We start from the raw sequence: 20,485 nt of genomic DNA, 5'->3' as shown, positions 1-20,485 counted from the left end.
ACATTTCAAGCCAAGGTATGCTGAAATTATATGCAAATCTCGCGGTATCCCTCAGCTTTCATAGCCTGCAAGGCAGGAACGACGTATCGCATTGTGGGCTTAAGCTACGCGTAACTTGCGCCGTGCTCCAGCCCCTTCACATCAATGTGTGATCGTTATTACAGAAATCAACAACAGCGATAGGGCGAGCTTCCGGGCGGCGTTATAGTCCAGGCAGGCACCATCAGGGCTGACGGGAAATTACTGTATTTGTTATACGTAATACACACTTCCACAGCCAAACCTTTTTGCCATGAGGATCCGCATGTCCAGCATCAGACTGAGAAACGTCACCAAACGCTTTGGAAAAACAGAAACGCTGAAAAATATCGCGCTTGATATTGAGGCGGGCGAGTTTGCCGTTTTTGTCGGCCCTTCCGGCTGCGGTAAATCCACCCTGCTGCGGCTGATTGCCGGACTGGAGGAGGTCAGCGACGGCGAGATTTTAATTGGCGATAAGTTAATGAATGACGTCGCGCCCGCTCATCGCGGCGTGGCAATGGTATTTCAGTCCTATGCGCTCTATCCACATATGACGGTGGCGGAGAATATCGGCTACGGCCTGAAGGTTAACGGCATGCCGAAAGTGCAGGTTCAGCATCAGGTCGAAATGGTGTCAAAAACGCTGCAGCTTGCCCACCTTCTCGACCGTAAACCGAAGCAGCTCTCCGGCGGCCAGCGCCAGCGCGTCGCTATCGGTCGCGCTATCGTGCGCAACCCACGCGTCTTTATGTTCGATGAGCCGCTCTCAAACCTGGACGCGGAACTGCGCGTCGATATGCGGCTGCACATTGCCAAACTGCATCAGGAGCTGAAAACCACCATGGTCTATGTCACCCATGACCAGATAGAGGCGATGACGCTGGCGGATAAGATCGTGGTGATGAACTACGGTAAGGTGGAACAGGTCGGATCGCCGATGGCGCTCTATTACAATCCTGTAAACCGCTTTGTAGCGGGCTTTATCGGCTCGCCGAAAATGAATTTTCTGCCGGCGCGCGTGCAGCAGTGCGGCCCCGGCGGACTAACTGCCAGTATCAATGAGGGCGAGCATACGCTACAGCTGCCGCCGCCGGTGCGCCAGCTGCAGCCGGGCGACGCCATTACGCTGGGCATTCGTCCGGAGCAGCTGCAGATTGGCGGCGACGCGCCGCTGCATCTCAATTTCCATTGCGAAGTGGTTGAACGGCTTGGCAACAATACCTGTCTGTTTGGTCAGAGCCACGGCCACGACGGCTTCAAGATGCTGCTGCCGGGCGACGTGCATTTTCGCCCTTATCAACATCTACAGCCCACCTTTTATCCCCATCACTGCATGGTGTTTGATACCGAGGGGACCCGTATCAGCGCCGATATCGCTATGCCCCAGGTACGTGCCGCCTGATTGATACGAACATCGCCCTTTTTCCGTTCGGCCCTGCCGGACGGATATTTTTTTCCGTCATTCCACCGGTAAAGCAGCAAAATCGCCCGATTCCGCTATGCTCAAATACAGGTTATTCCTAAGGCGGGGCGTTATCAGCCGTGCCATGCTTAACTACACAACGGATCAATGTTTGGTGAGGAAATCATGAAAAAAACGATTATTGCACTTTCTGCCCTTCTGCTGGCTTCTCCTGTTTTTGCCGCCACACACGCAACGGATGACACCGTAGCCGCCGCTAACGAAGGCGCCAATACGGCAAAAGAGAAGCTGCATCAGACCCAGAATGAAGGCAAAGAGCTGAAGCTGAAGTCTGAACATGCGGCGGAAGGCAAAAGCCACGACACCACCAGCAAAATCAGCGAAGGCACGCAGAAAACCTGGCATAAAACCAAAGAAGGCACTGAAAAAGGATGGGATGCTACTAAAGAAGGCACCCAGAAAGGCTGGAATAAAACCAAAGAAGGCGCCAGCGATCTGAAAAAGAAAGTCACTGAGTAATCGCTCATCGTGATGAAGTTGAAGGCCGCTTATGCGGCCTTTTCTTTTATGGTTCTACAGGGTTTCACAGGCCGATGGCGCGCGAGCGCTAGCGGCTGATACTGGCATTAAGCGCATCGATTGACGTTTCCAGCCCGGCCTCAACGCTCATGGTCAGATCTTCCATTTCCAGCGCGACATAGTCGTCATAGCCCGTCATGCGCAACACGGAGAAAAACTCCTTCCACCACAGCAAATCTTTGCCACAGCCAACCGCTACATAGTTCCAGGTTCTGGATTTCGTTTCCGTTACCGGCTGCGTTTCCATCAGTCCATCAATATCCGCCAGACCGCGCTCAATGCGCGCATCTTTGCCGTGCACGTGGAATATCGCGCCTTCCAGCTTTCTGGCGGCGGCGATCGGATCGGCACCCATGGCGATCAGATGCGAAGGATCAAGGTTGATCCCTATCATCTCATCCACCGCACTACGTAGCTTAAGCAGCGTCGACGCGTTGTAAACCAGCTGGCTCGGAAAGGCTTCTATAGCAATTTTCTCTATACCGTGCTGACGCGCATGCTGCACAAATTTTTTCCACCACGGCACGGCAATCTCTTCCCACTGCCACGCCAGCACGCCAGGCATATAGTCCGGCCACGACACGGTTGAAGCGATCCAGTTTGGGATTTTATCCTCCGGGCCGCCGCCCGGCAGGCCGCTCATCATCACTATCTTTTTCACGCCCAGCCTGGCCGCCAGCTCAACGGTTTTGTAGCTGCTGCGCGTATGCTTTTCGCCCAGCTCGCCCGGCGCAAGCGGATTGCCCGAGCAGTTCAGCGCCACAATCTCCATATCGCGCTTTTCCAGCTCCTGACGAAAAGCGGCCAGTTTCTCCGTTGAGGCCAGCAGCTCATCGGTATTCACATGCGGACAGGGCGACCAGCCGCCGGCCGTCATCTCCACGCCGTAAATCCCGTAGCTTTTTACCCGATCCAGCATTTCGCCAAATGACAGATTTGCCAGAACGTCCGTACAAAGTGCAAGTTTCATTGGTGATCCTTAATTCATCAGGTCTGGATTGCGCTGTCGGCCTGTTTAAAATTCCGGCTTTACAAACAGCGTAATAAAATCGTTTTTGCTGGTTGTCTGCGCCAGCAGCGTACTTTTCCATTCGTTGCTAAACAGGTCAGCGATATCGGCGATAACCTGGATATGCTCGTTTTGCTTCGCCGCTACCGCTACCACGATAAAGGCGATCTTGCCCTTCCCCCAGTTCACGCCCTGTGGAAACTGAAAAACCTGAAAACCGGTTTTAATCACCAGATCGATGCGCTCTTTAGCGCAGTGTGGCAGAGCAATCCCCGCGCCCAGATAAGTGGATACGCTGCTTTCCCGCGCCAGCATGGCATCAAAGAAGCCATGCTTTACGTAGCCGCCCTGCTCCAGCGCTGCGGCTGCCTGACGGATTGCCTCTGTTTTTGACGAGGCCCGGCAGTCGAGAAAAAGGTCGTCCTGCGAAAGTGCCAGCATAGTCGGCTCCTGTTAATGATTAGCGGTAGAGCGCCGGACGCGGCGGCACGGTGACTTCGTGTTTCAGGCCATCCTGCAACGAAGCGAGTCCCGCATCGCACACCAGCGCAACGACGTAGCCGTCCCAGCAGGATGGCCCGCTCATCTCTCTGCCGCTGCTGATATTGTCGATAAAGTTCTGCACCTCCCGATCGTAGGCAGTGGCAAAGCGTTCCATACAGGTTTTGGCGATAGGGTAGCCGGCGCCGCTGACGGATCGCTTCACGGTTAGCGCCTGTTCTGTCAGGCTGGCGATAGCATTTTCTCCGATAACTTCACACTGGATGTCGTAACCGTAGTTGCAGTTAACAAACAGTTCGTCATCGATGCGCACGCCCGATTCCGTTTCAAAAATCACCATCAGCGGATCCTGCAAATGCGGCAGCGCGCGGCTGGTTTTTTTACGCGGTATATCAACGCGTACCGAAACAATGTTTTCGTTAAGCAGGTAGCGGATAATGTCGATTTCATGGGTGGCTGAATCGTTAATCGCCATTTCCAGCGTATAGCTCTCCGGTACGGAAGGATTGCGGTGCGCACAGTGCATCAGCAGGATATCGCCCAGCTCGCCGGCATCGATGCTCTTTTTCAGTTCGATATAGCCGGGATCGAAGCGGCGCATAAAGCCCAGCTGTAGCAATCGTTTACCGTATGCCGTTTCCGCGTCGATAATGGCTTTCGATTCTGCGGCGGTCGGCGTCAGCGGCTTTTCGCAAAATACTGGCTTGCCGACTTTGATGGCGGCGAGGATCTGCTCCTTGTGCACGGGGCCGATAGAGCAGATAAAAATAGCGTCCACGCTCTCTGAATGGATCATTTCAATAGCGTCATAATAAGCGGTGGCCTGGTACTGCTTCGCCAGCGTATCCGCTACGCCGCTATTGATATCGCACACCGCCGTGACTCTGGCGTTATTAATTACCGTACTGAAGCGTTGCAGATGGTCGCGGCCAATCATGCCCAGGCCAATGAGTCCGATATTTACTGGCATTGCGTTTACCTCACTTTTAAAAGCGGAATTTATTTTCAATCTGTTCTAAGGTCAGCCCGCGCGTTTCGGGCAGAAATTTAACCAGCAGGATCAGCATCACGACATTGGTCGCCGCGAAGAAGCCAAAGGTCATGCCGCCGCCATAGCGATGCAGCAGCAGCGGGAAGATGGACTGGATAATAAAGTCGAAGATCCACAGGCCGAACACGGCGATGCCCATGCCAAGGCCGCGCATCCGCAGCGGATAGATTTCCGCCAGCATCAGCCAGAAAACCGGCGCTATCCAGCCCTGCATAAAGACCAGAAACAGCAGCATCAGACCCAGGATGATGTAGCTTGCGCCCGCAAAATCAGCGTGCAGACTCTCCACGCCGTTGTGGATTTCGGTATGGAAGAAAAGCTTAAAGGCGAGGCCGATCAGCACCAGGCAGAGGGTGACACCAGCCTGCCCGGTGAAAAAGATTTTTCTGCGCGAGTGTTTACCAATCAGCACCATGCCCAGCAGCGTTGCGAGGATGGAGACCACGCCGTTGGCCACCGCGCCGGTGACCGCCGCCGCATCGCCCAGACCAGTGGCTTTCAATACTGTCGGCGCGTAATACATGATGGTATTGACGCCCGTTACGCGGGTGGCCAGCACGATCATCAGGCCAATCAGGATCAGCTGAATAACCCAGGGTTTTTTCAGCTCGGCAAAGATATTCAGCCGTACCGTATCAATCTGGAGAACGCGCTGTATCTCTTTGACCTCACGATCGACCTCTTGCGGCAGACGGATGGTTTTCAGCACCTTTATGGCTTTATCGGTTTCGCCGCGGCGCAGAAGAAAGCGCGGTGATTCCGGCATCATCAGCATCCCGATCCACAGCAGCGCGCCGGGAATAGCCGGGATCGCCAGCATGATGCGCCAGTTATGCGACATATCGGGATAAAAATTAACGATACCGGCGTTCATCGAATAGGCGAGGAACTGGCCGGTGACGATCATCAGCTCGTTGACCGTAACCAGCCGCTCGCGCCGGGCTGGCCGCGCCAGTTCAGTGATGTAAACAGGCACGGTTACCGAAGCGCAGCCGACGGCCAGGCCAAGGACAAAGCGGGCGACGATCATGGAAGGGACATTCCAGGCGAAAGCCGTGCCCAGCGCGCCAATAATAAATATCGCCGCAACCCACAGCAGGTTTTTCCGTCTCCCCTGCTTATCGGATAAATAACCGCCGAACAGCGATCCCAACGCCGCGCCGAACAGCAAAAAGGAAGTAATAAAACCTTCCTGCACCGGCGTTAAATTAAAATCATATTTCATAAAAATTAATGCGCCGGAAATTACGCCGGTATCATAGCCGAAACATAATCCGCCGATAGTAGAGACCAGCGTAATAAAGCGCATTCGGTCGGGATTTTGCAGGTGACTTTTATTATACATAGGGTTTTCCGTCTGGTTTTAAGGAACGCCTTGCATCATTTTTTATAAAACGTTAATGGCTGTTGCCGCCGTTTAAAAACAATTCCAGGCTACAGCGGACAGAGAAAAGGGTATACCGAAGTGAAAGAAAAAGGCCATATAGAAAGATAACGAAACATTCATACCGTGCTGGAGATCAATATTCCGCTTAAATTTTCTGATGGCGGGTGACAGCAATCACAAACTGATTTTAACGCGTTGACTTAGCAAGAATGAAGAGTTTATTTCTACGCTGCCTTTTATTAAAAATGGAAAGGAAGATAATATCTTACGGCATTAATTATGCTTGCGGCTGAGGCGGCAGTCAGGCTTTTATTCTGCCGTTTTGATGATTTTTGTTCTGTCGGTCAACATTAAAAAGCCATACCGAAAAAGGGGATTTACCTTTTCGCCGACGGGATGACGGCTGAACCTTTTATTTCAAAATATGCTCAAAAAAGACTCATCCGGTGCAACGGCAGCCGTTTTTGCTGGTTGATTGCGGCGGCATAAAGCAAAAACAGAGATTTTCTGGCCGACTATTTTTCGATATCCATTATCAATCAGTACGTTATAGAAAGACAAAAACTAATTTTGATGATTACAGCCTGCGACTATTGATGTAAGAATAGCGATGAACGCCACCGGAGATCCCATGCTGACATTTTGCCTGAACGACCATTCCGCTGAAGGCGGCTTTGCACAAGATAGCCGCCCGCGTCTGCTGTTTATGTGCCGGGCCGACGGTACAGGCGCCGCCACGCCGCGCGTGATGCACCGCCACGAAGAGCGGTTTGAGCTGATGTTTATTATGCAGGGCAGCGGCACTTATCATATCGACGGGCGTCAGTATCAGGCGAAACAGGGCGATCTGCTGCTGTTTAATGCGGGCGTGCTGCATGACGAATGCCCGCACGCCACGGACGACCTGATGTTATTCAGCTGCGGCGTAGAACAGCTCAGTATTCACGGGCTGCCGCTAAATCATTTAACGCCGCGCGGTCAGACGGCAATGATGCCGAGCGGCGTTTATTACGACGAAATCCGCCAGCTCTTTTTACAGATGTGGCAACATATCAACAGTAAAAAGCCCTACGCCAGCGAAACAGGCCACAGCCTGTTGCAGGCGCTGCTGTTAATTTGTCGGACAATCTGGTCAGAAAGAAACGAGGTTAACGATCCCGGCACGCTGTCACCGGGCCAGCGCATTAAAGATTTTATCGACGAACATTATAAAGACAATCTTGATTTCCGTTTAATTACGGCCGAACTGCAAATGAATCGTTTTTATCTGGCGCATCTCTTTAAAGCTTTTTCAGGTTATTCGCCTAAACAGTATCAGACCCGACGCAGGATCGGCGAAGCGCAGTCTTTATTACTGAGCACCGAACTGGGCGTAACGGAAGTGGCAAACGCGGTAGGCTATGACAACGTCAATAACTTTCATCGCATTTTTCATAATCTGGTAGGCATTCCGCCCGCTCGCTATAAAAAGTTCTGGCTAACTGGCGAGCTGAAAAATGCGCCGACGCAGGCGCCAGGTCAGCAAGCGCATAGCGCGCCGGACGCGATTTCTTAAGATCCTTAAGGTTTTCCTAATCTTTCACTGGCAGGCTGAGCCTCTCTTTTCCTGCTCCGGATTGCTGGTATGTCACTGATGCAGCTTAAAAGCGTGTCGCTGAGCCGACACCTTTTCCCGATCCTCTTTTCCGCCTATATTGCTTTGTTTCTGAATCTTGCTTTTTACCATCAGGTGCTGGCGGCCATGCCGCTCACCACGTTGCGCTGTACGCTGGTTTTTCTTTCTATGCCGCTGGTGGCGTTCAGCGTCATTAATATCGTGCTGACGCTGGCCTCGTTTCTGTGGCTGGACAGGCTGCTTAGCGCCCTGTTTATCCTGGTTTCCGCCGCGGCGCAGTACTTTATCTGGAACTACAATATCGTTCTCGACCGCTCGATGATCGTTAATATGCTGGATACCACCGCGTCGGAATCCTTTGCGCTGATGACGCCGCAGTTTGTTATCAGCCTGCTGCTTTCCGGCGTGCTGGCCGCCGCGCTGGCGTTCTGGATACGCTTTAAAACGCCGTCGGGCCTGTTAAACAGCGTGGTGCCGCGCGTCCTCAGCCTGGCTGCCTCCGCCGTTTTAATCCTGCTCATCGCCCTGCTCTTCTATAAAGATTACGCCTCGCTGTTTCGCAATCATAAAGAGCTGGTGAAGTCGCTTAGCCCTTCCAACAGTATTGCCGCAACGCTCTCCTGGTACAGGCACAACCAGCTGACGCACCTGCCGCTGGTCAGGCTGGGAGAAGATGCGCATCAAAGCCCGCAACTGCTCAACAGCACAAAAAAAAGCCTGACCATTATTGTGTTAGGCGAGACCTCGCGCGCGGCGGATTTTTCGCTTTCCGGCTATCTGCACCAGACTAATCCCCTGCTGGCGAAAGATAACGTTATCTATTTCCCACGCACCATATCCTGCGGCACGTCTACGGCGGTGTCGGTGCCCTGCATGTTTTCCGGGATGCCGCGCGCGCGCTATGATGATGTGCTTGCCAGCCACCGTGAAGGCCTGCTGGATATCGTGCAGCGCGCGGGCCTTAGCGTGCTGTGGAATGAGAATGACGGCGGCTGTAAAGGCGCCTGCGACAGGGTGCCGCATCAGGATATGACGCGTCTGGATCTGCCTGGCGAGTGCATCAACGGCGAATGCTACGACGACGTGCTGTTCCACGGCCTGGATGACTATATCAACCAGCTGAAGGGCAACGGCATTATCGTGCTGCATACTATCGGCAGCCACGGCCCAACCTATTATCATCGCTATCCGGCGCAGTTCCGCCGTTTTGTGCCGACCTGCGACACCAATCAAATCCAGGACTGTTCCAGGGAGCAGCTGGTCAACACCTACGACAATACCCTGCTCTATGTGGATTACATCGTCGATAAAGCCATTAACGTATTAAAATCACATCAGGATCGCTTTACCACCAGCCTGGTCTATCTTTCCGATCACGGGGAATCGTTGGGCGAAAACGGGGTCTATCTGCATGGTATGCCCTACGCGATAGCGCCGGAAGAGCAGAAGCACGTGCCGATGCTGATTTGGCTGTCGCCCGACTATCAGCAGCGCCACGCGGTGGCTATGGACTGTATGAACAAACTGACGAACAATAACTGGTCGCAGGATAATCTCTTCTCTACGGTACTGGGGCTGACCGGCACGGTGACGCGTGAGTATGTGCCTGGCGACGATATCCTGACGGCCTGTCGGAGCACAAAGCGGTGAAAATTTTGGTGGTGGAAGACGATGCCCTGCTGCTACAGGGGTTGCTCATGGCGCTGGAAGGCGAAGGCTACGTTTGCGACGGCGTGAGCACCAGCCGCGACGCGCAGGCCGCGCTTGCCAGCGGCCTCTATAGCCTGCTGATCCTCGATTTGGGATTGCCGGACGAGGACGGCCTGCGCCTTTTGCTACGTCTGCGTCGCCAGAAGAAAAAGTATCCTGTGCTGATCCTCACCGCGCGCGATACGGTCGGCGACCGCATCACCGGGCTGGACGCGGGCGCGGACGATTATCTGATTAAGCCCTTTGCGTTGGAGGAGCTGCTGGCGCGCATCCGGGCGCTGATCCGCCGCGATGTTAATCAGGGTGACAGCATGCTGTCGTTTGGCCAGCTGGCGCTGGATATGACGCATCGCCAGATCCATCTTGCCGACAGGCTGCTGGAGCTGACGCCGAAAGAGTACGCTATTCTGTCGCGGCTGATGCTTAAGGCCGGGCAGCCGGTGCATCGCGAAATCCTCTACAACGATATCTACAACTGGGAAACCGAGCCGTCCACCAACACGCTGGAGGTGCATATCCACAACCTGCGTGAAAAAATCGGCCGCTCGGCGATCCGCACCGTGCGCGGCTTTGGCTATGCCCTGATCAAGGCCGATACGAATGAGTAAATTTTTCTTTCAACGTCAAGGCAACACGATGCGCTTTCGCCTGCTGATGGCGGTTGGCCTGATTTTGCTGTTCTGCCAGGTGATTAGCGTGGCGTGGCTGTGGCACGAAAGCAAAGAGCAGATCCAGCTGCTGGTGGACGCGGCGCTGCATAATCATGACCAGCACAAGCACGTGGAAAAAGAGATCCATGAGGCCGTCGCCAGCCTGGCCGTGCCGAGCCTGATTATGATTACGCTCGCCCTGCTGCTCTGTTTCCAGGTGGTGAAATGGATCACGCGGCCGCTGTCTGAACTGCAAAAGCAGCTGGAAAACCGCAGCGAGGACGATCTCGATCCCATCAGCTGTGCCCGTTCGGTGCGGGAAGTGGATGCCGTTACCCAGGCTGTTAATCAGCTGATTACGCGTCTGACCACCAGTCTGGAGCGCGAACGCCTGTTTACCGCCGATGTCGCCCACGAGCTGCGCACGCCGCTGGCCGGACTACGGCTGCATCTGGAGCTGATAGAGAAAAAGCACGCCGTTAACGTGCGCCCTTTGCTCGAGCGTCTGGATCAGATGACCAACAGCGTCTCTCAGCTGCTCCAACTGGCGCGCGTCGGGCAATCCTTTACCGCCGGCAACTATCAGCAGGTTTCGCTGATTCGGGATGTGATCGCGCCGATGAGCCTGGAAATGCAGGCGATGCTGCAACAGCGTGGACAAACGCTGGAAGTGGCGGCAACGGAGGATGCCACGGTGCGCGGCGACGCCACGCTGCTGAGCGTTCTGCTGAGGAACCTGCTGGAAAATGCCCATCGCTACAGCCCAAAAGGCACCGTTGTGACCATTCGCATTGAAAACGTTTCCGGCGCGGTGCTGGCGGTGGAGGATTGCGGGCCGGGCATTGACGAAAGCAAAAGCGGCGAGCTGAGCCGCGCCTTTGTACGGATGGACAGCCGTTACGGCGGCATCGGGCTGGGACTGAGCATCGTCAGCCGCATTGCCCAGCTGCATAAGGCGCAGTTTTTCCTCGAAAATCGGCCGAAACCCGGCGGCTGTCGCGCCTCGGTAAAATTTTCCTGAGGACGATTCAGGCAGCGAACCATGCCCGCAGAAAAGCCAGGATCACAAGGCCGCTGAAAATCACGGCGGTATATTCACTTATCGGACGGCTGCGCGGCTGTTTCATGGTGTTCTCCTCAGGTTGGTGAGAAGAGTTTCCCGCAGGAATATTAAGGCAACATTAAGGGCGCGCTAAACGGCGAAAAAATGTCAGATTGCGGGTCGTCGCCAGGCCAGGCCTGACGAAAGCCGTTAATCTGCCGCGACCGCCAGGAAAGTCAAAGCGGAGAGTATTAACCGCTGCGGTACTGTCAGTCAAAATGGCGTGCAACAGAGGCGCCCATAACCTGCGGCCTTGCAGCCCCACTCTCTTTTGGTGACTAAAAAACGCGCAAAAACTTGCCCTTTATATAAGATTATCTTATAACACAACCTCATAACATTTACCCCGCACCGCTTTCTTTTTCTCAGAATTCCCCCTTACTTCAACAGGCAAACGTTTACCTGGCGACAAACAGGCTTTTTCGGCGCAGACAAGCAACAGCCCGCTTAAGTTCCGTCCTTTGCGTGATCTACATCACACTTTAATTAAAGTGAAATGAAACAGAGTTTGACAACTGTGAGCGATATCTATTTCCTTAAGCGCGGATGACGGCACACTTTTCCGGCATTTATACGGGCGCTTTCGGCACTGAAACCGCCTTCCTGTTCCGTTCCGGATAACGACAGATAAGACCATCGCGCGGGCTGCAGAAAATGGTCGATAAGCATGTGGTAATATAATGAAATATAAATCTCTGATGGCTGGCGCAGTGATGGCGCTTTCATACAGCACCGCTTCTTTTGCTGCCCCCGAGCAGCCGCAGTACGTTTCCGACTGGTGGCACCAGAGCGTTAACGTGGTAGGCAGCTATCACACCCGGTTCGGGCCGCAGTTTAACAACGACGTTTATCTGGAATATGAAGCCTTCGCCAAAAAAGACTGGTTTGATTTTTACGGCTACCTGGATCTGACCAACTTCTTCGGTGCCGGTAACGCCAACGCCAACGGCATTTTCGACCACGGCTCGCCGATGTTTATGGAGATCGAACCGCGCTTCTCCATCGACAAACTGACCAATACCGATCTGAGCATCGGGCCGGTGAAAGAGTGGTATTTCGCCAACAACTATATCTACGATATGGGCCGTAACAGCGACAACCGTCAGAACACCTGGTACATGGGCCTGGGCACCGATATCGATACCCACACGCCGGTCAACCTGTCGCTGAACGTGTACGCTAAATACCAGTGGGAGAACTACGGTGCCGCTAACGAAAACAGCTGGGACGGCTATCGCTTTAAGGTGAAATACTTTGTGCCGCTGACTTCGCTGTGGGGCGGTAACCTGAGCTATATCGGCTTTACCAACTTTGACTGGGGTTCCGATCTGCGCGACAAGAGCGATGCTTCACGCACCAGCAACTCCATCGCTTCCAGCCACGTGCTGTCGCTGGTTTACGACCACTGGCACTACTCCGTGGTGGCGCGTTATTTCCACAACGGCGGCCAGTGGGCAGATGGCCAGGAGCTGAACTTCGGCACGGGTAATTTTGAAGTGAAATCCACCGGCTGGGGCTACTATCTGGTGGCCGGCTACAACTTCTGATCCGCAACGCTTCCTCAACCGCCAGCCCGTTGCGCGCTGGCGGTGCTGTTTTCCCGCTTTTTCCCGTCCGCTGCACGCCCTATACTGCTTGCCCTGGTGACTCAGTAAAAAAGGATGATGTATGCCTGCTTTATCGGCCGAGCAATCGGTAAAATTACGTCCGCTGGAACGCGAAGATCTGCATTTTGTCCACCAGCTGGATAACAATGCCAGCGTAATGCGCTACTGGTTTGAAGAACCTTATGAGGCGTTTGTCGAGCTGTCCGATCTCTATGACAAGCACATTCACGATCAGAGCGAACGGCGTTTTGTGGTGGAATATGCAGAAGATAAAGTGGGCCTGGTGGAGCTGGTCGAAATTAACCATATTCACCGTCGCGCAGAGTTTCAGATTATTATCGCGCCCGGCCATCAGGGCAAAGGCCTTGCCAGCAAGGCCGCGCTGCTGGCAATGGAGTATGGTTTCTCCGTTCTCAATCTCTACAAGCTTTATTTAATCGTCGATAAAGAGAATAAAAAGGCTATCCATATCTACACCAAGCCGGGATTTGAAATCGAAGGCGAGCTGATCCACGAGTTTTTTATCAACGGCGAGTACCGCAATACCATCCGCATGTGCATCTTCCAGCATCAGTATCTGGCTAAGCACCGCCCGCCGCATACGATGGTTAAGCCCACAGCGCAGTAGCTCCGGCTATCCGGCCCGCCAGCAGCGCGGGCCACCACGTTTTCCGTCAGCCGCGCGCACCGACAGGATTCATAATGATCCGGGCTGGCGGTTCTTCGATGTGGTACATGCCGCCGTTAAATGGATCGACCAGCAGCCAGCCGGGGAAGCCGCCAAGCGGGATATTACCCAGCAGATACCAGAGGTTGGCCTTCTCGTTCAGCGGAATGGTTTGCGGCACGAAGCCCGGCTGCTCCAGCATCAGCAAAAATTTCTTTTTGCCAAAGTAGCTGCCGTCCGATTTTGCCAGCGTCACGGTCTTTGGCGTATAGCCTTCCGCCACCGCCCGGCCGGTTTCATCCTGCACTACAAATTTTGCCCCTTGCGGCCAGCTCTGAATGCTCACATCCTGGGTTTTGTCGCCCACGATAGTGGCGCATCCGCCAAGCAGCCACGCTGCAAACAGCACCGGTAAAATACGTTTCATAAGCTTTCCTGCCAGGTTAAATAGTGAGAATAGTTGGGCACAGCGAATAACGCCCGGCGGCTGCGGGCGTTATGGTGCAAAGCTTTGAAGGTATTATCGGCAGCGTTGGGCGATAGCTTTAATATCGGCGGGCGTGGTGCGGCAGCAGCCGCCAATCAGCCTGGCGCCGGCGGCCTGCCATTCGGCAAGATTATCCGCCAGCGTGCAGGTCGAAGCATCGCTGTGCCAGCTTTTACTGACGGCATCGTACTGCTCGCCGGAATTGGGATAGACCACCAGCGGCTTCGCGCTCAGCGCGGAGAAAACTTTCAGCGCGGCCGTGACCTTATCCAGCGCGATACAGTTGATCCCCAACGCCACCGCCTGCGGCTGCGCATCCAAAAAGGCGATGACTTCAGCTAACGGCGTACCGTCGCTGAGATGTTCGCTGTCGCGCAGCGTAAATGAAAACCAGGCTGGCGTGGCGGGAAACTCCGCCAGCAGCGCGATCAGCGCCTTGATCTCCGCGAAGGAAGGCAGCGTTTCGCAGGCCAGAATATCCGCCCCCGCCGCGATCAGCGCCCGCACGCGCGGCCGGTGGAAAGCCATCATCTCCGCCTGCGGCAGCGCATAGTCGCCGCGATACTCGGAACCGTCGGCCAGAAACGCGCCGTAAGGCCCTACGGAGCCGGCAACCAGCAGCGGCCCGGCCTGCGGCGCGACGGCCAGGTAGTCCTCGCGGGCCTTCACGGCCAGCGCCACGCTGCGGGCAATCAGCGCCAGCGCAGCCGTTTCATCCAGCCCGCGCTGCGCAAAACCCTGCGGCGTTGCCTGATAGCTGGCGGTGATCGCCACCTGCGCGCCCGCTTTAAAGTAGTCGTAATGCACCTGATAAATCAGTTCAGGATTTTCAATCAGCACTTTCGCAGACCAGAGCGCGTCGCTCAGGTCGCAGCCGCGCGCTTCCAGCTCGGTAGCCATCGCGCCATCCAGCACCAGCCCTGCGGCTACCTGCTGTTTAACCGCCTCAATCGACAACATGCGGAGTCTCCTTTGCCTGCTCACGTTTTTGCAGCAGCTGAGTAAAGTAGTAAGCGCCGTAACAGACGGCGATAAAAGGCAGCCCGCAGTAGAGCGCGATGCGCTGCCCGGGATCGAAAGCCAGCCCGACGCAGGCCAGCAGGCAGAGCACAAAACCTAAAATCGGCGTCAGCGGATACCACGGCGCACGATATTTCAGTGCGGCAAGCGGTTTACCCGCGCGCAGATGCGCCCGGCGGAAGAAAAAGTGCGCGGCGCAGATGCTCAGCCACACGGCCACCACGGCAAAGCCAGAGATAGCGGAAAGAGCGACGAACACCGTATCCGGCGCGATCACGCTGGAGAACAGCGCCAGCAGGCCGCCCAGCATACTGACGGAAATCGCGGTCAGCGGAATGCCGCGACGAGTCAGGCGGGCAAAGCAGCGCGGCAGCGTGTTCTGATTGGAGAGCGACCAGAGCATCCGGCCAGAGGCGTACAGGCCGGAGTTAGCGGCTGACAGAATCGCGGTCAGGATAACGAAGTTAAAGATATCGGCCGCGTAAGGGATACCGATCTTCTCAAATACCAGCACAAACGGGCTTTTCACAATGCCGGCCTGATCCATCGGGATCAGCGCAGCCAGGATCAGCACGGTGCCGATAAAGAAAATAATCAGTCGCGCTACCGTGGTGCGTATCGCCAGCGGCAGCACCTTATGCGGATTCTCCGTCTCGCCAGCGGCAATGCCAATCAGCTCGGTACCGGAGAAGGCGAAGTTTACCGCCACCATCGTCATCAAAATTGGCAGCACGCCGTGCGGCAGCCAGCCGTGCGCGGTCAGGTTGTGGAAGAACGGCGCGCTGCTGCCGTCTTTTAGCGGAATAAAGCCAAACATCGCGCCTGCGCCAAGCACGATAAATGCCAGAATGGTGATGACCTTGATCAGCGAAAACCAGAACTCCCCTTCAGCGAAGAAGCGGGAAGAGATAACGTTGAGCAGGAAAATGAGCGCGCAGAACAGCAGGCACCAGAGCCAGACCGGCGACTGGGGGAACCAGTACTGCATACAGAAACCGGCGGCCGTCAGGCTTGAGCCCAGCGCCACGGTCCAGGTCAGCCAGTAAAGCCATGCCACGGTATAGCCGGTCGCCGGGCTGAGATAGCGCGCGGCATAGACGTGAAACGCGCCGGTTTCCGGCATCGCGACGGAAAGTTCACCCAGGCTGAGCATCACCAGATAGACCACCAGCGCGCCAATCAGATAGGCCAGCAGCGTCCCCGCCGCACCGGTAGTGGAAATAATGTAGCCGGTATTAAAAAACAGGCCGGTGCCGATCACGCCGCCAAGCGAAAGCATTACCAGATGGCGCGCCTTCATGCTGCGTTTAAATTGTTGCGTATTGTCCTGCTGAGTCTGCTGCATCCTGTTATCCGTATAGACGTCTAAACTTCTACATAGGCCAGGTGTTATACCTGGTCTGTGACGGTAATGCAACGTCAGGAAACATAAAGCAGCGTTTCAACCTGCCGGGCGATTAGTCGAATACGGATTCCAGATAGCGCTCCAGCGCGGCGCGCGAGCTGAAGCCGTGCGGAATGCCGTAGTGATCCCGGCTGTCGCCGACCAGGTACATGGGAAACTGCACGTAGTGCTCACAGGTTTTGATTTCGTTCGCGGGTTCCGCAAAGCTGTGGCTTTTTTCCTTCAGCGTAGGATGGATAACCAGCGCGGTGCGTCCCAGACGCGCTTCGCGATTTACGTACACATAGCTGTCGCCTCGGCGATAGCCGTAAGCTTTTGCGGTGACCGCGTCCATTTCAAATCCCGCTTTTTCCAGTACGCGAGCGACCTCATCAGGGCGTAGATACATGCTTAATCCTCTAATACTTGCCAACTCCGTCACCTTACCTTAGCGCCAGGGCGCAGGGCTTTCGGAATTGTCCAGAAACAGGGTGCGCGGCAGCCCGACGCACGAAATATCTCTCTGATAGTCTATAGTAAATAGTCCGTATCATTTCCAGGAGAGCGCTAAATGTTTAACCGGACGACAAAGAACGAAGATATTGATATCAACCAGGACGTCACTCTGCTGGCTGATACCCTTGATGGCCTGCTGAAATCCTACGGCAGCAAATCGAAAGAAGAAGTTGACGATGCGCGCAGCAAAGCGCAGGCGCTGCTGAAAGAAACCCGCGCTAAGCTTAACGGCGGCGGCAACCGCGTGTCTCAGGTCGCTAAAGACGCAGGCGAGCATGTGGATACCTTTGTGCGGGATAACCCGTGGCACGGCGTCGGCATCGGCGCGGCGATCGGCGTTTTCCTTGGCGCGCTGATTGCGACCAGCACTTCCCGCGATTAATTTTACGCCTGTATGCTCTGATCAGTCCCCGCTTATGCGGGGATTGTTATTTCTGCGGGACGGCGAATTCTGCCGGATAAGAGTGCAGAAGTGGCTGCGGCCGGCAAGTTCTGCTGCCACAGTTACACGACATCTTGTTTATGTGGTTTACCGCCCTGCTTTAGCAGCTATATCCAATACCTGCTGTTTTATGACAGCCTTCCCAATAACCTCTTACTGGATATTTCTCGCCCCGCCTCTGCTGGCCATCAGCATCCGGCCTTCGTCATGAATTTATTGCGCCGTACCGCTTGTTTTTTAGCCACGCCGTTTGCCGAATCCCCTTTCAGTTCTGCCATGCAAAAAGCCTGAAATTTTTTTGCCGCGCTAAATCCAGGTGCGGCAAGGCTTTGCCCCGCTTAGCGCTGATAAGCGCACAAGCTATGAGGTTGCAATCGATAAACGCTACATCTAGTATTTAATACAGCAACCAACACACAATATATGGTTATGCGGCGTTTCTGCCCGGAAGCTTGCTCAACAGTCTGTCAGCCTTATCCGTGCCGGATATCCGCCTACAAAGGGAAATACGAATCATGCGCATTATTATTTACACTAAAGATAACTGTGTCCAGTGCGGCGCGACGAAAAGCGCGATGGATAAGCAGGGCATTGCGTATCAGCTGATCAACCTCGATCGGGATCCCACCGAGCTGGAGACGCTGAAAGCGCTGGGCTATCGCCAGGTTCCCGTGGTGATGGCGGAAGGCGAACACTGGAGCGGCTTCCGCCCCGATAAGATCGCCGCGCTGGGCCGTGCCGTCGCGCAGGGCTGACGCCATGCTGGTCTATTTTTCCAGCCAGTCGGAAAACACGCACCGCTTTGTGCTGCGTACCGGCCTGCCCTGTCGCCGTATCCCGATCGGCGGCCAGCCGCTGCGCGTGGCTGAGCCCTATATCCTGGTGGTGCCCAGCTACGGCGGCGGCACCGCCAAAGGTGCCGTGCCGAAGCAGGTCATTCAGTTTCTTAACGATGTCGATAACCGCCAGGGCATTCGCGGCGTAATCGCCGCCGGCAACCGCAATTTTGGCGAAGCTTACTGCCTGGCGGGCAGCATTATTGCGCAGAAATGCCGCGTCCCGTGCCTCTACCGTTTCGAGCTGCTGGGCACTGAAGAAGACATCGCCAACGTATCCAGGGGAGTAACCCAATTTTGGCAACAACAGAAAGCACACCCATAGCGCCAGCCACGGCCGACTACCATTCCCTGAACGCAATGCTCAACCTTTACGATGCAGACGGCCATATTCAGTTTGAGAAAGATCGTGAGGCGACGCGCCGCTATTTCTTACAGCACGTGCTGCCAAATACGGTAACGTTCAACTCTGTTAGTGAGCGCTTACAATATTTGGTAGCGGAAGGCTATTACGAAGCTGGAGTGCTGAACGCCTATTCTTTTGATTTTATCAACGCGCTGTTTGAGCAGGCTTACCAGTATCGTTTCCGCTTTCAGACTTTCCTGGGCGCGTGGAAGTTTTACACCAGCTACACGCTGAAAACCTTCGACGGTAAACGCTATCTTGAAGGCTTTACCGAGCGCGTCTGCATGGTGGCGCTGACGCTGGCCAAAGGTGACCAGGCGCTGGCGACGGCGCTGGTGGAAGAGATGCTGTCCGGCCGTTTTCAGCCTGCCACGCCAACATTTCTGAACTGCGGCAAGCAGCAGCGCGGCGAGCTGGTTTCCTGTTTTCTGCTGCGTATTGAAGACAATATGGAGTCGATCGGCCGTTCGGTGAACTCCGCGCTCCAGCTGTCCAAACGCGGCGGCGGCGTGGCGTTTCTGCTTTCTAACCTGCGCGAGGCCGGTGCACCGATCAAGCGTATTGAAAACCAGTCTTCCGGCGTGATCCCGGTGATGAAGATGCTGGAGGATGCTTTCTCCTACGCCAATCAGCTGGGCGCGCGTCAGGGCGCGGGCGCGGTATATTTGCACGCGCACCATCCCGATATCCTGCGCTTTCTGGATACCAAACGGGAAAATGCCGACGAGAAAATCCGTATCAAAACGCTGTCGCTGGGCGTGGTGATACCGGACGTGACCTTCCAGCTGGCGAAGGCCAATCAGCCGATGGCGCTCTTTTCGCCTTACGACGTCGAGCGTATTTACGGCCTGCCCTTTGCCGATATCAGCATCAGCGAGAAATATGAGGAGATGCTGGCCGACGAGCGTATCCGCCGCACCTTTATTAATCCACGCGAGTTCTTCCAGACGCTGGCGGAAATCCAGTTCGAGTCCGGCTATCCCTATATTATGTTTGAGGATACGGTTAACCGCGCCAACCCGATCAAGGGAAGGATTAATATGAGCAACCTTTGCTCGGAGATCCTGCAGGTAAATACGCCGACCGAATACCATGAGGATTTAAGCTATCGTCATATCGGCAAGGATATCTCCTGCAACCTCGGGTCGCTGAATATTGCGCATACCATGGATTCGCCTGACTTTGCCCGCACGGTGGAGATCGCAGTGCGCGGCCTGACGGCCGTTTCCGACCAGAGTCATATCCGCTCCGTGCCTTCCATTGAAAACGGCAACGCGCAGTCGCACGCTATCGGCCTGGGCCAGATGAATCTGCACGGCTATTTAGCGCGTGAAGGCATTCACTACGGTTCACCGGCGGCGCTGGACTTTACCAATCTTTACTTCTATGCCGTCACCTATCACGCGCTGCGCACTTCCAACCTGATTGCCAGGGAGCGCGGCGAGCGGTTTGCCGGTTTTGCGGCCTCTCACTACGCCAGCGGTGAATACTTTGACCAGTATGTTAATCAGCCCTGGCAGCCGCGCACGCCGGAAGCCGCCGCGCTGTTTGCCAAAGCGGGTATCACGCTGCCTTCGCAAGAGGACTGGCGGCAGCTGCGCGATATGGTTACGCACTACGGCATCTATAATCAGAATTTGCAGGCGATCCCGCCGACCGGCTCGATCTCCTATATCAATCACGCCACGTCGAGTATCCACCCTATCGTCTCGCGTATTGAGATCCGTAAGGAAGGGAAAACGGGCCGCGTCTACTATCCCGCGCCGTTTATGACCAACGATAACCAGGCGTTTTACCGTGACGCCTACGATATCGGGCCGGAAGCGATTATCGATACCTATGCCGAAGCGACGCGCCATGTCGATCAGGGACTGTCATTGACGCTTTTCTTCCGCGATACCGCCACCACGCGCGATATCAATAAGGCGCAGATTTACGCCTGGAAGAAAGGTATCAAGACCCTGTATTACATTCGCCTGCGTCAGATGGCCCTGCTCGGCACTGAAGTCGAAGGCTGTGTTTCCTGCTCGCTCTAATCTGACTATAAGGGAGCGAAGGCATTCGCTAAAAAT

At 55.0% G+C, this 20,485-nt stretch carries 20 protein-coding genes; 12 read left to right on the top strand and 8 right to left on the bottom strand.

What is annotated here, in order from left to right; all coding sequences use genetic code 11:
* Positions 1–304: 304 nt before the first annotated feature.
* Together EGK14_RS12370 and EGK14_RS12365 are read left to right on the top strand one after the other, a co-directional pair.
* Complete coding sequence (locus EGK14_RS12370) at positions 305–1,423, top strand: ABC transporter ATP-binding protein (RefSeq protein WP_125289413.1); 1,119 nt, start codon at positions 305–307, stop codon at positions 1,421–1,423.
* Between the two features lie 186 nt (positions 1,424–1,609).
* A complete protein-coding gene (locus tag EGK14_RS12365; protein WP_125289412.1) occupies positions 1,610–1,963 on the top strand; it encodes a hypothetical protein in 354 nt (117 codons plus the stop codon).
* Positions 1,964–2,051: 88 nt separating this feature from the next.
* Here EGK14_RS12365 and EGK14_RS12360 read toward each other — a convergent pair whose 3' ends face one another.
* Genes EGK14_RS12360 through EGK14_RS12345 form a run of 4 tightly spaced genes read right to left on the bottom strand, consistent with a single transcriptional unit; the run spans position 2,052 to position 5,929 of the window.
* Entirely contained in the window at positions 2,052–2,993 is a 942-nt protein-coding gene (locus EGK14_RS12360; RefSeq protein WP_125289411.1) for a sugar phosphate isomerase/epimerase, read from the bottom strand.
* 45 nt (positions 2,994–3,038) lie between these two features.
* Positions 3,039–3,473: a PTS sugar transporter subunit IIA gene (locus EGK14_RS12355; RefSeq protein WP_125289410.1), complete on the bottom strand. Its 435-nt coding sequence runs from the start codon at positions 3,471–3,473 to the stop codon at positions 3,039–3,041.
* Positions 3,474–3,492: 19 nt separating this feature from the next.
* On the bottom strand, positions 3,493–4,503 hold the full coding sequence (locus EGK14_RS12350) for a Gfo/Idh/MocA family protein (RefSeq protein WP_125289408.1): 1,011 nt from the start codon (positions 4,501–4,503) through the stop codon (positions 3,493–3,495).
* A 16-nt stretch (positions 4,504–4,519) separates the two neighbouring features.
* Positions 4,520–5,929: a sugar porter family MFS transporter gene (locus tag EGK14_RS12345; protein WP_125289407.1), complete on the bottom strand. Its 1,410-nt coding sequence runs from the start codon at positions 5,927–5,929 to the stop codon at positions 4,520–4,522.
* Between the two features lie 673 nt (positions 5,930–6,602).
* On the opposite strand from EGK14_RS12345, the gene EGK14_RS12340 reads away from it, so the two are divergent.
* The 6 genes from EGK14_RS12340 to speG all read left to right on the top strand — a co-directional run bounded on the left by EGK14_RS12340 (position 6,603) and on the right by speG (position 13,283).
* Positions 6,603–7,526, top strand: a complete 924-nt coding sequence (locus EGK14_RS12340; RefSeq protein WP_125289406.1) for an AraC family transcriptional regulator — start codon at positions 6,603–6,605, stop codon at positions 7,524–7,526.
* A 69-nt stretch (positions 7,527–7,595) separates the two neighbouring features.
* Positions 7,596–9,236 carry a phosphoethanolamine transferase EptA gene (eptA, locus tag EGK14_RS12335; RefSeq protein ID WP_125289405.1) on the top strand — a complete coding sequence of 547 codons (1,641 nt, stop codon included), beginning with the start codon at positions 7,596–7,598 and terminating at the stop codon, positions 9,234–9,236.
* Positions 9,233–9,904: a two-component system response regulator PmrA gene (gene pmrA / locus EGK14_RS12330; protein WP_125289403.1), complete on the top strand. Its 672-nt coding sequence runs from the start codon at positions 9,233–9,235 to the stop codon at positions 9,902–9,904. Before eptA ends, pmrA begins: the two co-directional genes overlap by 4 nt.
* Positions 9,897–10,967 (top strand): two-component system sensor histidine kinase PmrB, encoded by a 1,071-nt coding sequence (gene pmrB, locus EGK14_RS12325; protein ID WP_125289402.1) that lies wholly within the window; start codon positions 9,897–9,899, stop codon positions 10,965–10,967. Before pmrA ends, pmrB begins: the two co-directional genes overlap by 8 nt.
* A 761-nt stretch (positions 10,968–11,728) precedes the next feature.
* A complete protein-coding gene (locus EGK14_RS12320) occupies positions 11,729–12,595 on the top strand; it encodes a nucleoside-specific channel-forming protein Tsx (protein WP_125289400.1) in 867 nt (288 codons plus the stop codon).
* 121 nt (positions 12,596–12,716) lie between these two features.
* Complete coding sequence (gene speG / locus EGK14_RS12315) at positions 12,717–13,283, top strand: spermidine N1-acetyltransferase (protein ID WP_125289399.1); 567 nt, start codon at positions 12,717–12,719, stop codon at positions 13,281–13,283.
* 46 nt (positions 13,284–13,329) lie between these two features.
* Here speG and EGK14_RS12310 read toward each other — a convergent pair whose 3' ends face one another.
* The 4 genes from EGK14_RS12310 to EGK14_RS12295 form a co-directional block, all read right to left on the bottom strand.
* On the bottom strand, positions 13,330–13,749 hold the full coding sequence (locus tag EGK14_RS12310) for a hypothetical protein (RefSeq protein ID WP_125289397.1): 420 nt from the start codon (positions 13,747–13,749) through the stop codon (positions 13,330–13,332).
* A gap of 93 nt (positions 13,750–13,842) precedes the next feature.
* Complete coding sequence (mmuM, locus tag EGK14_RS12305) at positions 13,843–14,769, bottom strand: homocysteine S-methyltransferase (protein ID WP_125289395.1); 927 nt, start codon at positions 14,767–14,769, stop codon at positions 13,843–13,845.
* Complete coding sequence (gene mmuP, locus EGK14_RS12300; RefSeq protein ID WP_125289394.1) at positions 14,756–16,174, bottom strand: S-methylmethionine permease; 1,419 nt, start codon at positions 16,172–16,174, stop codon at positions 14,756–14,758. The genes mmuM and mmuP overlap by 14 nt, the downstream gene beginning before the upstream one ends.
* A gap of 112 nt (positions 16,175–16,286) precedes the next feature.
* Complete coding sequence (locus tag EGK14_RS12295; protein ID WP_125289393.1) at positions 16,287–16,622, bottom strand: DUF2002 family protein; 336 nt, start codon at positions 16,620–16,622, stop codon at positions 16,287–16,289.
* Between the two features lie 162 nt (positions 16,623–16,784).
* Between EGK14_RS12295 and EGK14_RS12290 the strand changes: the two genes are divergently transcribed.
* The 4 genes from EGK14_RS12290 (at position 16,785) to nrdE (ending at position 20,449) form a co-directional block, all read left to right on the top strand.
* Positions 16,785–17,111 (top strand): DUF883 family protein, encoded by a 327-nt coding sequence (locus tag EGK14_RS12290; protein ID WP_125289392.1) that lies wholly within the window; start codon positions 16,785–16,787, stop codon positions 17,109–17,111.
* A gap of 575 nt (positions 17,112–17,686) precedes the next feature.
* Positions 17,687–17,926, top strand: coding sequence for a glutaredoxin-like protein NrdH (nrdH, locus tag EGK14_RS12285; protein ID WP_125289391.1), 240 nt, complete (start codon positions 17,687–17,689; stop codon positions 17,924–17,926).
* Between the two features lie 4 nt (positions 17,927–17,930).
* Positions 17,931–18,332: a class Ib ribonucleoside-diphosphate reductase assembly flavoprotein NrdI gene (gene nrdI / locus EGK14_RS12280; RefSeq protein WP_125289390.1), complete on the top strand. Its 402-nt coding sequence runs from the start codon at positions 17,931–17,933 to the stop codon at positions 18,330–18,332.
* Positions 18,305–20,449: a class 1b ribonucleoside-diphosphate reductase subunit alpha gene (gene nrdE / locus EGK14_RS12275; protein ID WP_125289389.1), complete on the top strand. Its 2,145-nt coding sequence runs from the start codon at positions 18,305–18,307 to the stop codon at positions 20,447–20,449. Before nrdI ends, nrdE begins: the two co-directional genes overlap by 28 nt.
* Positions 20,450–20,485: the final 36 nt, after the last annotated feature.

It is taken from the genome of Erwinia sp. 198 (assembly GCF_003937915.1).
Taxonomy (GTDB): Bacteria; Pseudomonadota; Gammaproteobacteria; order Enterobacterales; family Enterobacteriaceae; genus Erwinia; species Erwinia aeris.
This window is presented reverse-complemented; position numbering and strand designations above follow the sequence as displayed.

What these genes read in the sequence shown, in the direction of transcription:
- EGK14_RS12290 (WP_125289392.1), top strand. Translation starts at nt 16,785, where the DNA reads ATGTTTAACCGGACGACAAAGAACGAAGATATTGATATCAACCAGGAC.
- eptA (WP_125289405.1), top strand. Translation starts at nt 7,596, where the DNA reads ATGTCACTGATGCAGCTTAAAAGCGTGTCGCTGAGCCGACACCTTTTC.
- nrdH (WP_125289391.1), top strand. Translation starts at nt 17,687, where the DNA reads ATGCGCATTATTATTTACACTAAAGATAACTGTGTCCAGTGCGGCGCG.
- EGK14_RS12320 (WP_125289400.1), top strand. Translation starts at nt 11,729, where the DNA reads ATGAAATATAAATCTCTGATGGCTGGCGCAGTGATGGCGCTTTCATAC.
- EGK14_RS12365 (WP_125289412.1), top strand. Translation starts at nt 1,610, where the DNA reads ATGAAAAAAACGATTATTGCACTTTCTGCCCTTCTGCTGGCTTCTCCT.
- EGK14_RS12340 (WP_125289406.1), top strand. Translation starts at nt 6,603, where the DNA reads ATGCTGACATTTTGCCTGAACGACCATTCCGCTGAAGGCGGCTTTGCA.
- EGK14_RS12350 (WP_125289408.1), bottom strand. Translation starts at nt 4,503, where the DNA reads ATGCCAGTAAATATCGGACTCATTGGCCTGGGCATGATTGGCCGCGAC.
- EGK14_RS12295 (WP_125289393.1), bottom strand. Translation starts at nt 16,622, where the DNA reads ATGTATCTACGCCCTGATGAGGTCGCTCGCGTACTGGAAAAAGCGGGA.
- EGK14_RS12355 (WP_125289410.1), bottom strand. Translation starts at nt 3,473, where the DNA reads ATGCTGGCACTTTCGCAGGACGACCTTTTTCTCGACTGCCGGGCCTCG.
- pmrB (WP_125289402.1), top strand. Translation starts at nt 9,897, where the DNA reads ATGAGTAAATTTTTCTTTCAACGTCAAGGCAACACGATGCGCTTTCGC.
- EGK14_RS12310 (WP_125289397.1), bottom strand. Translation starts at nt 13,749, where the DNA reads ATGAAACGTATTTTACCGGTGCTGTTTGCAGCGTGGCTGCTTGGCGGA.
- EGK14_RS12360 (WP_125289411.1), bottom strand. Translation starts at nt 2,993, where the DNA reads ATGAAACTTGCACTTTGTACGGACGTTCTGGCAAATCTGTCATTTGGC.
- mmuM (WP_125289395.1), bottom strand. Translation starts at nt 14,769, where the DNA reads ATGTTGTCGATTGAGGCGGTTAAACAGCAGGTAGCCGCAGGGCTGGTG.
- EGK14_RS12370 (WP_125289413.1), top strand. Translation starts at nt 305, where the DNA reads ATGTCCAGCATCAGACTGAGAAACGTCACCAAACGCTTTGGAAAAACA.
- mmuP (WP_125289394.1), bottom strand. Translation starts at nt 16,174, where the DNA reads ATGCAGCAGACTCAGCAGGACAATACGCAACAATTTAAACGCAGCATG.
- nrdI (WP_125289390.1), top strand. Translation starts at nt 17,931, where the DNA reads ATGCTGGTCTATTTTTCCAGCCAGTCGGAAAACACGCACCGCTTTGTG.
- EGK14_RS12345 (WP_125289407.1), bottom strand. Translation starts at nt 5,929, where the DNA reads ATGTATAATAAAAGTCACCTGCAAAATCCCGACCGAATGCGCTTTATT.
- speG (WP_125289399.1), top strand. Translation starts at nt 12,717, where the DNA reads ATGCCTGCTTTATCGGCCGAGCAATCGGTAAAATTACGTCCGCTGGAA.